General features: G+C 60.7%; 13 protein-coding genes and 1 pseudogene. 7 read left to right on the top strand and 7 right to left on the bottom strand.

The features are described from left to right. The first annotated feature begins 142 nt into the window (after positions 1-142). Positions 143-412 (top strand): rhodanese-like domain-containing protein, encoded by a 270-nt coding sequence (locus AC3A5Z_RS23550; protein WP_487521703.1) that lies wholly within the window; start codon positions 143-145, stop codon positions 410-412. An 18-nt stretch (positions 413-430) separates the two neighbouring features. Here the strand turns inward: AC3A5Z_RS23550 and tnpC (AC3A5Z_RS23545) are convergent, their stop codons facing one another. The 7 genes and pseudogenes from tnpC (AC3A5Z_RS23545) to AC3A5Z_RS23515 form a co-directional block, all read right to left on the bottom strand. Further along, positions 431-2,020 carry an IS66 family transposase gene (gene tnpC / locus AC3A5Z_RS23545; RefSeq protein ID WP_487521724.1) on the bottom strand — a complete coding sequence of 530 codons (1,590 nt, stop codon included), beginning with the start codon at positions 2,018-2,020 and terminating at the stop codon, positions 431-433. An 84-nt stretch (positions 2,021-2,104) separates the two neighbouring features. Further along, on the bottom strand, positions 2,105-2,449 hold the full coding sequence (tnpB, locus tag AC3A5Z_RS23540) for an IS66 family insertion sequence element accessory protein TnpB (protein WP_444668337.1): 345 nt from the start codon (positions 2,447-2,449) through the stop codon (positions 2,105-2,107). Then, the gene (locus tag AC3A5Z_RS23535; protein ID WP_487521702.1) at positions 2,446-2,769 is read right to left on the bottom strand and encodes a transposase; all 324 of its coding nucleotides are present in this window, start codon (positions 2,767-2,769) and stop codon (positions 2,446-2,448) included. Before AC3A5Z_RS23535 ends, tnpB (AC3A5Z_RS23540) begins: the two co-directional genes overlap by 4 nt. Positions 2,770-2,895: 126 nt before the next feature. Beyond that, a pseudogene (tnpC, locus tag AC3A5Z_RS23530) lies at positions 2,896-4,396 on the bottom strand (IS66 family transposase). A gap of 58 nt (positions 4,397-4,454) precedes the next feature. Beyond that, complete coding sequence (gene tnpB, locus AC3A5Z_RS23525; protein WP_487521701.1) at positions 4,455-4,802, bottom strand: IS66 family insertion sequence element accessory protein TnpB; 348 nt, start codon at positions 4,800-4,802, stop codon at positions 4,455-4,457. Further along, positions 4,799-5,194: an IS66-like element accessory protein TnpA gene (gene tnpA, locus AC3A5Z_RS23520; RefSeq protein ID WP_487521700.1), complete on the bottom strand. Its 396-nt coding sequence runs from the start codon at positions 5,192-5,194 to the stop codon at positions 4,799-4,801. Before tnpA ends, tnpB (AC3A5Z_RS23525) begins: the two co-directional genes overlap by 4 nt. A gap of 171 nt (positions 5,195-5,365) precedes the next feature. Then, positions 5,366-5,968 carry a hypothetical protein gene (locus tag AC3A5Z_RS23515; protein ID WP_487521699.1) on the bottom strand — a complete coding sequence of 201 codons (603 nt, stop codon included), beginning with the start codon at positions 5,966-5,968 and terminating at the stop codon, positions 5,366-5,368. Between the two features lie 86 nt (positions 5,969-6,054). Between AC3A5Z_RS23515 and AC3A5Z_RS23510 the strand changes: the two genes are divergently transcribed. The 6 genes from AC3A5Z_RS23510 (at position 6,055) to AC3A5Z_RS23485 (ending at position 12,726) form a co-directional block, all read left to right on the top strand. Then, positions 6,055-7,605 (top strand): ADP-ribosylglycohydrolase family protein, encoded by a 1,551-nt coding sequence (locus tag AC3A5Z_RS23510; RefSeq protein ID WP_487521698.1) that lies wholly within the window; start codon positions 6,055-6,057, stop codon positions 7,603-7,605. A gap of 575 nt (positions 7,606-8,180) precedes the next feature. Next, on the top strand, positions 8,181-9,833 hold the full coding sequence (gene ccoN / locus AC3A5Z_RS23505; protein ID WP_487521697.1) for a cytochrome-c oxidase, cbb3-type subunit I: 1,653 nt from the start codon (positions 8,181-8,183) through the stop codon (positions 9,831-9,833). A 5-nt stretch (positions 9,834-9,838) separates the two neighbouring features. Beyond that, positions 9,839-10,633 carry a cytochrome-c oxidase, cbb3-type subunit II gene (gene ccoO / locus AC3A5Z_RS23500; RefSeq protein ID WP_487521696.1) on the top strand — a complete coding sequence of 265 codons (795 nt, stop codon included), beginning with the start codon at positions 9,839-9,841 and terminating at the stop codon, positions 10,631-10,633. Further along, positions 10,630-10,797: a cbb3-type cytochrome oxidase subunit 3 gene (locus AC3A5Z_RS23495; protein ID WP_487521695.1), complete on the top strand. Its 168-nt coding sequence runs from the start codon at positions 10,630-10,632 to the stop codon at positions 10,795-10,797. Before ccoO ends, AC3A5Z_RS23495 begins: the two co-directional genes overlap by 4 nt. Beyond that, a complete protein-coding gene (gene ccoP / locus AC3A5Z_RS23490) occupies positions 10,788-11,660 on the top strand; it encodes a cytochrome-c oxidase, cbb3-type subunit III (protein ID WP_487521694.1) in 873 nt (290 codons plus the stop codon). Before AC3A5Z_RS23495 ends, ccoP begins: the two co-directional genes overlap by 10 nt. Before the next feature lie 439 nt (positions 11,661-12,099). Beyond that, entirely contained in the window at positions 12,100-12,726 is a 627-nt protein-coding gene (locus AC3A5Z_RS23485) for a DUF2189 domain-containing protein (protein ID WP_487521693.1), read from the top strand. Positions 12,727-12,916 lie beyond the last annotated feature (190 nt).

Genomic DNA, 12,916 nt, shown 5'->3' with positions numbered 1-12,916 from the left:
CGATTTATCAGCGAGCCGAGCGACTAGTTGATTGACCAGCACTTCCTCGTAAGCCAGTATCGCTGCATGGGGATTGCGAGCTCCCCACGAGGCGTCAGCCGAAGATCGCGTTCAGCCCACCACTTACCATCGGGGAACGCACATGCCTGCGCCAGACGCCATTACGTCAGAGAAGCTCTTCCGATTGATCGGGACGCCCCGTTGCCCTGCGCTGCTAGACGCTCGAACAGCTGCTGATTTTGCTGCCGAGGCAGCACTGATCCCCGGGTCAGTTCGCCTTGCCGCGGAAGAGGTAGAGGCGGACCGGCTGGCTGCGACGGCAGCCCGGCTGAAGCGCCAGTCCGTGGTGGTCGTTTGCCAACACGGGCATCGGCTGAGCCAAGTTATCGCGGCCTTTCTTCGCCACGAGTAAGCGGGAAGCTGGGACCGTTCAGGCTCTGTAGTTCCATGGCATGAGAGCATTGATTTCGGCGCTCGACCATTGGTTGGCGATGCGCTCCAAGGTCTGGCTCAGCCAAGCGGCGGGATCGACGCTGTTCATCTTGCACGTCTGCAGGAGCGTGGCGATGGTGGCCCATGTGCGGCCGCCTCCGTCCGAACCGGCGAACAGGCTGTTCTTCCTCGTAATTGTCTGGGGCCTGATGGCGCGCTCGACGATGTTGGAGTCGAGCTCGACGAGACCGTCCTTCAGGAAGCGCTCGAAGATCTCGCGGCGGGATATGGCATAGCGCAGGGCCTCGGCCAGTTTCGATTTCCCCGAGATGCGGGGCAAGGTCCGCTGCCAGAGCGTGAACAGCTCAGTGACGATCGGTGCGGAGACAGCCTGGCGCGCGGCGGCGCGGGCTTCGGGATCTTTGCCGCGAACCTCCGCCTCGAGCGTCCAGAGCTCAGCCATCCGCTCGACTGTGGCGGTGGCGATCTCCGAGGCGCCTGCAGCATGGAGTTCATAGAACCGGCGCCGACTGTGGGCCCAGCATCCTGCCAGCCGCGGGCCGTCATTGCCCCCGTCCTTGCGCACCAGCTTGCTGTAGGCGGCATAGCCGTCCACCTGCAGGATGCCGCCATAGCCCTGGAGGTGACGACGCACGCAATCGCCCGATCGGCTGTCTTCGAAGCGATAGGCCACCATGGGCGGGCCGCTCCCGCCGAAGGTGCTGTCATCGCGGGCATAGGCCCAGAGCCAAGCTTTCTTCGTGGCGCCAGCGCCGGGAGCGAGGGTCGGCAGGCTGGTTTCATCGGCAAAGACCCGTGCGCCTTTCAGGACTTCGCCCAGGACATGGTCTGCGAGGATCTCCAGCTCGAACCCGACCCGGCCCATCCACTGCGCCATCAGCCGCCGGTCGATCTCAACGTGATCGCGGGCATAGATCCCCTCCTGGCGATAGAGAGGCGGGCCATCGGCATATTTCGAGACAGCAATCTGCGCCAGCAGCGCTTCGGTCGGCAGGCCGCTCTCGATGATATGGGCGGGAGCCAGTGCCTGGATGACGCCGTCCCAGCCCTTGAACGCGTATTTGGGGCGGCGGGTGACGATCACCCGGAACTTCGCCGGTATCACATCAAGCCGCTCCGACACATCTTCGCCGATCAGCACCTTCTGCTTGCCCGCGTGCTCCGGCAGGTCCTCAGGCTCGATCACCACTTCGACCCGTTCCAGATGCGGCGGGAAGCCTTTGCGCGGGCGGGAAGGCCGCCTCTCATGCGGGGTCCGGCCCGTGCCGATCTGCGCCCGGAGGGCGGAGATGCCTGTCTCGATCTCCTCGAAGACAAAGGCCTGCTGCGCTTGCTCGTCTACTGACGGCCCGCCGGCGCCGAGCTTCTCCGAGCGCCGACCGAACCGGGCGCGATCATAGGCTTTCAGGATCTCCATCAGCCGCTTGATCCGCTCGTCGGCATCCGTGCTGCGCGCTCTCAAAGCGGCGTTCTCATCCTCCAATGCCGCAGTCTTCTGCGTCATGGCGCGGACCAAGGACTTCAGCAGGTCCATGTCGTCAGGGAGGGAGAAATCGTCCGCGCTCATAGCGTTAAAGATAGCACATTCCCGCCGGACATGCCGCAGGATTTCTACGGCGAAGCCCGGTTTCTTCACTTCGCTGCGGCCAAATTAGCCTGCGAATACAGGAGCTTTTACGGCTAGGGGGCGCACCCGCTTCCAGTCCAGACCATCCACCAGCGCCATGAGCTGCGCTTGGTTCAGCTGGACCCGGACAGGCCCGATACGCGGCCAGCAGAAGGCGGATTTTTCGAGCCGCTTGGCAAAAATACAGACCCCGCTGCCATCCCACCAGACGATCTTGATCCGGTCCGCCCGCTTCGCCCGGAATATGTAGAGCGCGCCGCTGAACGGGTCGCTGCCCGCATCGCGCACCAGGGACAGCAGGCTGTCCGGCCCCTTGCGGAAGTCGACCGGTTGGCTCGCTAGAAAGACTTTCACTCCGGACGGGATCATGCCGAGCGCACCGCACGGATGATACGCTGCAGCGCCGCCTCGTTTATGTCGACGCCAACCCGGATGATGACCTCGCCCACCACGAGCTCCACCAAAGGGTCTGGCGAAGTAGTGGAGCAACCTTGGCTCTGCTTGTTCAGGAAGGCCCTGCGCCAGCCAAACAACTGCGGAGGGGAAATTCCCAGACGACGGGCCAGCGCCGAAACATTGATCCCAGGCTCCAGCGCCGCAGTGACCGCCTGCGCCTTGAACTCATCCGACCACCGGCGGCGCTCGCCAACCGGCGCTCCGTCCAGCCGCCCGACGAACGCTTCGACCAACTGAAAGCTACCAGTCGCAGGCATAGGCGTAGAACTAGTCGTAGACATGGAACCCCGGCGATCAGACCAATGCCGCAACCTATCTCAGACAAGCTACGCCATTAACGTAAGCGTCCGGCCTGACCGCTACCCGCGCCAAATCCAAGGCAGCAGGTCATCGACCTTTGTAATCTTGTAGTCAGGGATACGGGCTAGGGTGTCGGCGAGCCAGGCATGGGGATCGACGGCGTTGAGCTTGGCCGTTTCGATCAGGGTGTATGCGATGGCGGCGGTTTTACCGCCCGCTTCCGAGCCTACGAAGAGGTAGTTCTTGCGGCCGAGGGCGATGGCGCGCATGCCGCGTTCGGCGGCGTTGTTGTCGAGTTCGAGGTTGCCGTTGTCGAGGTAGGGGCGCAGGCGTTCCATGCGGGTCAGGGCATAGCGGATAGCGGACGCGAGTGGGGATTTGCCCGAGATCATGGTGAGTTGCATGGCCAGCCATCGCTCCAGATCGTCAAAGACCGGGGCGGCATGCGCCTTGCGAAGCGCGAGGCGGACGTCCGGAGGTGAACCTCGGGCCTCCTTCTCGACGGCGTAAAGTTGCGCGATCCGGCCGATGGCTTCCTCGGCGATCGGGGAACCTTGCGACCGGTGGATGTCTACGAACTTGCGCCGGACATGGGCCATGCAGGCAACCTCGCGGATGGCACCGGTCCGATAGAGATCCTCGAACCCGGCATAGCCATCTGCATGCATCCAGCCACGGAAGCGGGCGAGGGTGATCCTTCGGATGCTGGCCTTTGCGGTCGCCCGAGAAGCGATACCAGGCCGCGGGCGGTGCCGTTCCACCCCAGGGGCGTTCGTCACGAGCATAGGTCCAGAGCCGTGCGGTCTGGGTCTTGCCGGTGCCGGGGGCGAGCATGCTGACCGGCGTGTCGTCGGCGAAGATCGCCTCGGCCGACAGGACATGGCGGCCAATGGCGTTGGCCAGCGGTTCGAGCAGGGCGGTCGTCTTGCCGACCCAGTCGGCCAGGGTGGAGCGATCGAGGTCGAGCCCTTCGCGGTCGAAGATCTGGCTCTGGCGGTAGAGCGGCAAGTGATCGGCATATTTGCTGACCAGCACGTGGGCCAAGAGACCTGGCCCCGGGCGGCCGCGCTCGATGGGCCGCGATGGCAGCGGAGACTGAACAAACTTCTCGCAGCACGAACAGGTCAGCCGAGGGCGAACAATCCGGTTCACGATAAACCGCCCGGGGACGTATTCCAGTTCGTCGGTCACATCCTCACCAATGCGGCGCAGGCGGCCACCGCAGTCGGCACAGGCATCGGTGCCGGGGCTAAGTTCCACTTCCATCCGGGGAACATGATCGGGGATCGGACGGCGCTTGGGTTTGTCCTTCTCTTCGATGTCTGGCAGCTTCATACGCGCCGTCATCGCCGCCGCCGCAATCTCGCTTGTCTCCAAAGCCAGTTGCAGCTGTTCCGCAGTCTCCGATGAGGCCCCGAAGCGGTGCGCCCGGTGCCCGGCCAACTGGTGGCGCAGCTTCTCGATCAGGATCGCCTGCGCCTTGACCTCCGCCAAGAGCCGCGCGGTGAAGCTGCGCAGCTCCTCGGGGTCTTCCGGCAAGGTCAGGGTGTGATCCAGCATGTGGGAAGTTTATCCCACTGTATTCCTTGTGGGAATCATTGATTACGGGGTCCGCAGATTATCCCGCTGCCAAGGGCCGCCACGTCCGCTGTGGTGCCCGCCAGTCGATCCCCTCCAGCAGCATCGACAGTTGTGCAGGCGTCAGCGCCACCTTCCCCTCCTTCGCCGAGGGCCAGACAAACCGGCCCTCCTCCAGCCGCTTCATGAACATGCAGGCGCCTTGACCATCCCACCAGATCACCTTGACCAGGTCACCCCGACGGCCACGGAAGACGAACAGATGCCCGGCAAACGGGTCCTGCTGCAGCACCGCCTCAGCCTGCGCTGCCAGGGCCGCAAACCCTTTGCGCATGTCCGTCACCCCGGCCGCCAGCCAGACCCGTGTGTTGGCCGGAACGGGGATCACATCGACAACCCACGGATTAGACGCGCCAGCGCCTCAGGATCATAGCCGCCGCTGATCCGCATCCGGTGACCCCCGGCCAGTTCGATCTCGATGTGGCTGTCGGGAGCAGGCACCGCCATTGCCGCTGACCTCTCCGCAACGATCTCCACCGGCAGAAAGCGGGGTTCTACAGCAGGCGAGGGCACCGCCGCGGGGTCCGGCGCGAACCGGGGATCGCGCAGCCACTTGAAGATGAGATTGGCATTCACCGCATAACGACGCGCCACCTGTGCAACCGAAACACCCGGCGCAGTCGACTGGAAACAGATCGAGCGTTTCTCCTCATCCGTCCAAAGCCGCTTCGTCCGACGTGCCATGCAATCACCAGAGTGTCCACTATCGCTGGTGGACACTATCCGCCTCTCTCAATCCGCGGCAGGGCAGTCAGGCCGGACGCTTACCCATTAACCCACGGGGTTCCCTTCCCGCTTACGTTACAGCGTGTGCCGCACCAACGTTGTCCAAGTAGAGTCATTCACCTGTGTCCACGGAGAACGGCAAGAAGAAGGTCTCGCGACGTGCAGTTACGGGGTCAGGAACTTGCGAAGGTTGTCTTCGGCCCAAGGGCGACCCGTGAAAGAGCGCAGTCCTGCGCTGTTCAGAGCCTCGGCGCGCGCAGCAAGCGAGAGGTCTCCCATCTCGCTGAGGGCCGCAAGGATTATGATGCGGTGCTCGGGCTTTGATCGGGCATGGGCAACCTCCATTTCGCGCCAGGCCCGGAAATGCCCCTGTGGGTCAAATGCCCCGCCGTCAATGCCCAGTGGCGCAGGAGACAGCACCTCGACATCCTCTTCGGCGAGGCGCTGCCATAGCGGGCCATGGCGGCGCCAGCCCTGCGCTTCGGCAAAGTCCACCAGCACCAGCCGCGCCTGATCCTTCTTGGCGTGTGTAAGCGCTTTCTCCAGATCGACCAGGATGACCCCGCTCGCCCGATCCGGCGCGGCTTCCATGGCGACGGTCTCACGCACAAGCGTGCCGCCCGCCCGCCGGATCCACTCCTTGATCAGCTCGCGCTGATACCAGATCGTCTGGCTCTGGCTTGCCGCGATCGCCGCATCCGGATCGAGTTTGCGGAAGCCGGCCCAGAAGACGGGGAGGGTCCAATAAAAGCCGCTGTAGCGCATCATCCGGAAAATCTCGACGTTCTCCCGCAGCGCTGCAGGGCTGCGTTACTCTCTGGGTCATCACGATCACTGAACAGGAGCGACATCAAGTGCGGACGAGCGTAACCCACCCCCTTCTCATCGATGACCTTGCCGTAGCCAACGGCCGCCTCGGGTTGACCTTCTGCCCCGGCAAAAAGGGCGGAAGTCTGTTCGGCGACAGCTGGAGCCGTGATCTCGACGCCGATCTTGAGGCGGTGCGCGACTGGGGAGCGACAGTCGTCGTGACGCTGGTCGAGCCAGACGAGCTTTCGCTGCTGCAGGTGGAAGGTTTGGGAGAGGGCATTCAGCGTAGCGGTATGGATTGGCTGCACTTGCCAATCCTCGACCAGCAGGCGCCGAATGCGGCTTGGATGGCGCTGTGGGAGCCGGTCTCACGTCGTCTGCATATGGCTCTGGAAGCCGGGGGCAGGGTGCTTGTGCACTGCCGGGGCGGGCTGGGGCGCGCGGGCACTGTCGCCGCCTTGTTGCTGATCGAACGGGGCGAGGACGCGGACCAGGCGATGGCGCGGGTGCGGGCCGTTCGCCGCGGCGCGATAGAGACGGCAGCGCAATGGGATTTCCTGAAGGCGCGCGCAGCCCTGCCTGACCGCAAGGCACAGCTTATCCGGGCCTCGCTCTTCGGCGGAGCGATCGGCGATGCCTTGGGGGCGGAGATCGAGTTCTGGAGCCTCGACCGGATCCGGACGACGTTTCCGAAAGGCCTAACCCAGCTGCCGGTGGCCTATGGCCTGCGCGGTGCGATCACCGACGACACTCAGATGACGTTGTTCACGGCGGAAGGGCTGATCCGGGCGCAGGTGAGGGGGATCGCCAAGGGGATCTGTCACCCGCCGGGCGTTGTCCATCACGCCCTGCTGCGCTGGTACCAGACGCAGGGCTGCAAGCCGAAGGTGGCTGACCTTTGTCGAACCGGGTTGGTGGCAGATCCGCGGCTCCACAAGCGCCGGGCACCGGGCAACACCTGCCTCTCTGCGCTGAACGCGTCCACGAGCTTTGGCCAGCCACCGCGGAACAGCTCCAAGGGCTGCGGCACGATCATGCGCGTGGCGCCGGTGGGCCTCCTGGGGTTTCAGGTGCGGGAGTTGGCGCTTGGCACCTCTGCGCTGACCCACGGCCATGAGACGGGGCAGGAGGCTGCCGCGGCCTTCGCCTGCATCCTTGCCGAGGTGTTGGAAGGCGTCCCATTGGAACGCGCCATTCGTCGTGCTCTGGCGGTCGCTACAGGAGAAACCGCGGCCGCGATAGACGCGGCCCTCGCCCTGCCGCGTGATGGGAGACCCGAGACGGTCGAACGGCTTGGCGGCGGCTGGGTGGCCGAGGAGGCGCTGGCCATCGCGCTCTATGCAGCCCTTGCCGCACCCGGGTTTGAGGCGGGTCTCCGGATCGCTGTCACCCACTCCGGCGACAGCGACAGCACAGGCGCGATTGCCGGCAACCTGCTGGGCCTCCTCTATCCCGAGGAAGTCATGCAGCACCCTTGGCGCGAGCAGGTGGAATGTGCAGACCTGATCGATCGCCTTGGCCGCGACCTTGCCCGCAGCCGTGCGCCGGAGTCAGAGTTCGTGGAGCAGATGTGGGAGCGCTATCCGGGCTGGTGATCTAACCCCGGACAACAGGAATTGAGGAGCGGTCAGGCGCCATGCTGCCTGACATCCTGCCTGTGGAAGTGGCGCATTGACATGTATCAAAACGTCGCAGGTTTTCTTGATAAAAAATATGGCGGAGTGCGGGGCAGTAATCCTGAGGAATAACAGCATGACCGCTTTCGATTACCATTACCACCAATGGCGCAAGGGGATTATCATGGAGTATCTGCAGCAGACTAGTGACGGCCGGTTCGACCCGGCTGGGTTCGTCATCTGGATGCAGGGCCAGCCTTGGATGTGCGAGCCACCCGCGAGACCGGCTTCTGCGCCAGACGCTAGCGAGCCCGTCATTCGGATCTTGCCGGAAGGCAGGGCCAGCTCCAGTCGCAACCACAATATTCTAGCTTTGAAGGTCGATGAGCCTGAATCCTCGTGCAGCGGTTGCATCCGACTTGACCAAAGCGACACCTTTGACGAGGCTGAGGTCACGACCGCGGTTCCGCCTATGCGGAGATGAACCTTCTTGGGCCACATAAGGGAGGTCCTCCACGCGTCAGCGGCAGAGGGCTTAGGAGATAGGACATTTTATGATCGAGAACCTTACGGGTGCGGAGCGGGGGAGGGCGCTGATGCTTTCCGGGGCCACTGCCCTTCTCGGACTGCTGATGGCGGCAGGCGGTAGAGGAGATCCGATGGGGTCGCATGGCATCATCGTCCTGCTTGCCGGCGCCCTCTTGTCCATTCTTGTTATTCGTTCCCTTGATGAACCGGAGCCTACGGAGGATCGGAGCGAAAGCTACTATGATGACCCAATCAAGCTTGGGTTGATCCTCGCAATGATCTGGGCGGTCTTCGCCATGTTGGTTGGGGTTTGGGTCGCGTCGGAACTCGCTTGGCCGTACCTTAACTTTGAGACAGCATGGCTGAGCTTTGGCCGTTTGCGACCAGTACATACCACTGGCGTCATTTTCGGGTTCGGCGGGAATGCTCTGATCGCGACCTCGTTTCACGTGATGCAGCGCACAACTCGGACGCGGCTGCCTGATCAGGTAACCCCATGGTTTGTCCTTCTTGGTTATAATCTTTTTGTTGTGTTGGCAGTCACCGGTTACATGATGGGCGTCACCCAGTCCAAGGAATATGCCGAAGCTGAGTGGTATGCCGACATCTGGCTGGTGATCGTCTGGGTAACGTACTTTCTGCTATACTTCCGGACGCTCGCGCGCCGGGTAGAGCCGCACATCTATGTCTCGAACTGGTACTATCTGGCATTCATTCTTGTGGTGGCAGTGCTTCATATAGTAAATAACCTTGCCGTACCAGTAGCGTGGAATGTGGCTGAAAGTTACCCGATCTATGCCGGCGTTCAGGACGCCATGGTCCAGTGGTGGTACGGCCACAACGCAGTAGCCTTCTTTCTAACAGCCGGTTTTCTGGGGATGCTTTATTATTATCTCCCAAAACGTGCGATGCGGCCGATCTACTCCTATCGTCTGTCGATCCTGAGCTTTTGGGGCATTGTATTCTTCTACATGTGGGCGGGCTCGCATCATCTACACTACACGGCGCTACCGCATTGGGTTCAAACTCTTGGAATGACGTTCTCGGTAATGTTGCTGGTGCCGTCCTGGGCATCTGCGGGAAACGCTCTGATGACCCTGAACGGAGCGTGGCACAAAGTACGTGAAGATGCGACTTTACGCTTCATGATGATTGCTGTGGTGTTCTATGGTCTCTCGACCTTCGAAGGGTCCTTCATGGCTATTAGGCCGGTGAATGGATTATCACATTATACGGACTGGACCGTAGGCCACGTTCATGCCGGCGCTATGGGCTGGGTGGCAATGATTTCCTTTGGTGCTATCTATGCTGCAGTACCGACCATCTGGCGGCGAGACAGGATGTACTCATTGCGGCTGGTGGAGTGGCACTTCTGGCTCGCGCTGTCGGGCACCGTCATATATATTTTCGCAATGTGGAACTCCGGCATTATCCAAGGCATGATGTGGCGAACCTATAACGACGTCGGCACGCTTCAGTATTCTTTCGTACAAACTCTAGAACGGATGTATCCCTATTACGTCGCGCGTGCCTTTGGGGGGCTGTTGTTTCTGATGGGTGCCGGCATTGGGCTCTACAACGTGGTGATGACGGTCCGTTCGACTCCGGTACGTTCCAGGCTGCTGGATCACCCCACGTCATCCACGGCAACTGAACCAAGCGTTCCAGTGGCGGAGTAGAAAGCATGCTGAAGCGCCTTTTCAGACCTCTGTTTCCCGCGCACTATCGCTTGGAGCGACATACCATGACGCTGTCGATCGGAATTATCGTCGCGGCTTCGGTCGGTGGCATCGTGGAGATCGCGCCGCTCTTTACCATTGACGGGACGGTTCAAGATGCGCCGGAAATGCGTCTTTACACACCTCTGGAGCAGGCCGGACGAGACATATATATGCGTGAAGGATGCTATGCCTGTCATAGCCAGATGATCCGGACATTGCGCGATGAAGTGGAGAGGTACGGCCCCTATTCGCTCGCCGTCGAGTCTCAGTATGACCATCCGATGCTTTGGGGATCTAAACGCACCGGACCGGATCTTGCACGGATCGGCGGAAAATACTCTGACGAATGGCATGCGGCACATCTTCTTGACCCCAGAGCAGTCTCGCCGCAGTCCAACATGCCAGCGTACTCTTGGCTGGCGTCGACACGCCTAGATACACAAAATTTCTCCAGCCGCCTGCGCGCCCTACGAAGTGTGGGGGTCCCATACACTGACGAAATGATCGAGAACGCGGCCCGCGACGCTATGGGTCAGGCAGCGCCCGACAGCGATGCATCAGTCGCGTTGGCGGAGCGATACGGCGAGGCTACAACGATCAGCAGCTTTGACAACCTTCCCAGGGAGTTGACAGAACTAGACGCGGTAATCGCATATTTGCAAGTTCTTGGGAGACTGGTTAATCCCTTGGAGCTGATGGCGGAAGACGTTGGGCAATCCGGACCATCTAACACCGTTGAGCAGGAGACCATCGAATGATGGAACATGAAACTGCTGTTTGGCTGTCTAAGTTTCTTGGGTTGTTTTATCTGATAGCCCTCTTCTTGGCTTCTGCCGCTTATGCATTTTGGCCATCAAACGGAAAACGTTTTGAACGTGCCGGTAAAAGCATTTTGGACGATGAGGATGGACCATGTCGGTAAAGGAGCGCGATCCATTAACTGGCCATCAGACCACGGGACATGAGTGGGATGGCATTACGGAACTTAACACAAACGTTCCCCGCATCATCTGGTGGTTCATCGGCGTTACCCATGTTTATGCACTTATTGCCTGGATACTGTTGCCCAGTTGGCCGGGGATCAACACCTATTGGAGAGGCGTCTTAGGTGAAGACCAGAAGGAAGAGTTGCAGGTTCAAATCGTCGCTGGAAATTTACCTCGGGTAGAATGGCAAAAGAGCATTGCGGATACGCCGCTCAATGCGATGGCGGCGGACGCAGACCTAATGTCTGTTGTCGAGGTTACCGGTCCGGCGCTCTTTGGTGACAACTGCGCCGCCTGTCACGGTGAAGGGGGATTGGGGGGACCGGGTTTCCCTAACCTCGCAGACAAGACATGGCTTTGGGGCGGTGATGTCGCAACTGTTTTCGAGACCATACGGGTTGGCATCAACACTCAGCACCCTGATTCACGCGTAGCTGAAATGCCAGCGTTTGAAGGACTGCTTACGCAGGGAGAGATACTAAGGGTCGCTGATTATGTTCAGTCGTTATCCGGAGAACAGGCGGATCCAGAACGAATAGCTGACGGGGCTCTGTTATTCGCCGATAATTGTTCATCTTGTCACGGCGAAGATGCGAAGGGAAGCCAAGACATAGGCGCACCAAACCTTACAGACACTTCCTGGATCTACGGTGGTTCAGATGCTATTTTATATCAGACGGTCCGCAACGGTCGAAAGGGATTCATGCCTGGCTGGGAGAACCGGCTGACCGATGTCGACCGCAAGATTCTCGCGCATTACGTTCTTTCTTTGGGAAAGCAGCAGGAGGTCATTCAGTGACAGGCAAGTCCTTCCGCCCTCTCACCAGGCAGGCACACTTGATGTGGGGGACAGCTCTATTGGCCGCCGTCCTGTTCGTCGGAGCAAATGTGCATCTATTGTCCGTTGCCTTCAGCTCCCAACCCGCGTGCGTGGCACATGCCAAACCCCTTGATGGGAGGGTCGCGCATGTTGCGGCGAAATCGTCGTGTTGAGCAAAGGCCACGGTCTTGAAAAGCCTGATCCCCTGGACCCGATGGTGCGGGAGGGCATTCCGGAAGTTGTACCTCCTCTCCCGGTCCCTAACCTTCGCGCACGGAAGCTTCCTTGGTCGACGGCACTAGAGTGGCTTGTCGCCGGCTGGAGCGATTTCTGGCGTAACCCGTTGCCAAGCGTTGTTTACGGCACCCTAGTGTTCATCTTGTCGATTGCAGTTGTCACAAGTCTCATCAGTGTCGGGATGGACTATTATCTGTTCCCTGCAATGGCAGGTTTCATGGTGCTTGGCCCACTCCTTGCCGGAGGTCTTTATGAGAAAAGTCGCAGGATTGCCGATGGAATCCCAACAAGCCTGTCCGCAATGCTGCTCGTACGGCCCACTTCGGGGCATCAGGCAGTCTTTATGGGGGCATTGCTGCTTCTGCTCTTTCTTCTCTGGATGCGCGCTGCAGTCATTATATATGCGATCTTCTTTGGTATTCGGCCGTTCTTAGGGGCAGACCAGTTTCTGCCAACGCTGTTCATGACACCCACCGGATGGGCAATGTTGTTGGTAGGCAGCACCGTGGGCGCGCTTTTTGCAGCCTTCGCATTTGCCGCCAGCGCGTTTTCTATTCCTATGCTGCTTCAAGAGGACACTGATGCACTGACGGCTATGGGTGTCAGCATCGCCCTTGTCTGGAATAACCTCCCCGTAATGCTGTGCTGGGGTGCTTTGGTTTTGGGCCTCTTTGTGCTCTCGGCTCTCACTGGTTTTCTCTCATTGATCGTGATCTTTCCCGTGCTCGGCCACGGCACCTGGCATGCTTACCGCATGATCCGGATTAGGCCAGATCGAAGAGAGCGGGTTTTCTACAGTCCGGCATGAGTCATTTGAAGAGGGCGACGGGAGAATGGTTCACCCTCGCCTGCAGGCCGCGCGGTGCAGTGCTTCGCCATCGGGCCGTAAGCGCCGCTTACCCATGCAAAACGGCAACGCCGGGGCCGCGAGGCTCCGGCGTCTTCATGTCAGGGCTTGGGCTTGTCCTCGTAGTCGGGCTTCAGGATCCGGCTGGCGT

The sequence above is a fragment of the Cereibacter sp. Soil_C_27 genome (assembly GCF_057657095.1).
The sequence above is the reverse complement of the archived record's forward strand: the minus strand, read 5'-3'. Positions and strand labels throughout refer to the sequence as shown.

Excerpts from the sequence above, each read along its gene's own strand:
- AC3A5Z_RS23550 (WP_487521703.1), top strand. The coding sequence starts at position 143 with ATGCCTGCGCCAGACGCCATTACGTCAGAGAAGCTCTTCCGATTGATC.
- tnpC (WP_487521724.1), bottom strand. The coding sequence starts at position 2,020 with ATGAGCGCGGACGATTTCTCCCTCCCTGACGACATGGACCTGCTGAAG.
- tnpB (WP_444668337.1), bottom strand. The coding sequence starts at position 2,449 with ATGATCCCGTCCGGAGTGAAAGTCTTTCTAGCGAGCCAACCGGTCGAC.
- AC3A5Z_RS23515 (WP_487521699.1), bottom strand. The coding sequence starts at position 5,968 with ATGATGCGCTACAGCGGCTTTTATTGGACCCTCCCCGTCTTCTGGGCC.
- ccoN (WP_487521697.1), top strand. The coding sequence starts at position 8,181 with ATGATCGAGAACCTTACGGGTGCGGAGCGGGGGAGGGCGCTGATGCTT.
- ccoO (WP_487521696.1), top strand. The coding sequence starts at position 9,839 with ATGCTGAAGCGCCTTTTCAGACCTCTGTTTCCCGCGCACTATCGCTTG.
- AC3A5Z_RS23495 (WP_487521695.1), top strand. The coding sequence starts at position 10,630 with ATGATGGAACATGAAACTGCTGTTTGGCTGTCTAAGTTTCTTGGGTTG.
- ccoP (WP_487521694.1), top strand. The coding sequence starts at position 10,788 with ATGTCGGTAAAGGAGCGCGATCCATTAACTGGCCATCAGACCACGGGA.
- AC3A5Z_RS23485 (WP_487521693.1), top strand. The coding sequence starts at position 12,100 with ATGGACTATTATCTGTTCCCTGCAATGGCAGGTTTCATGGTGCTTGGC.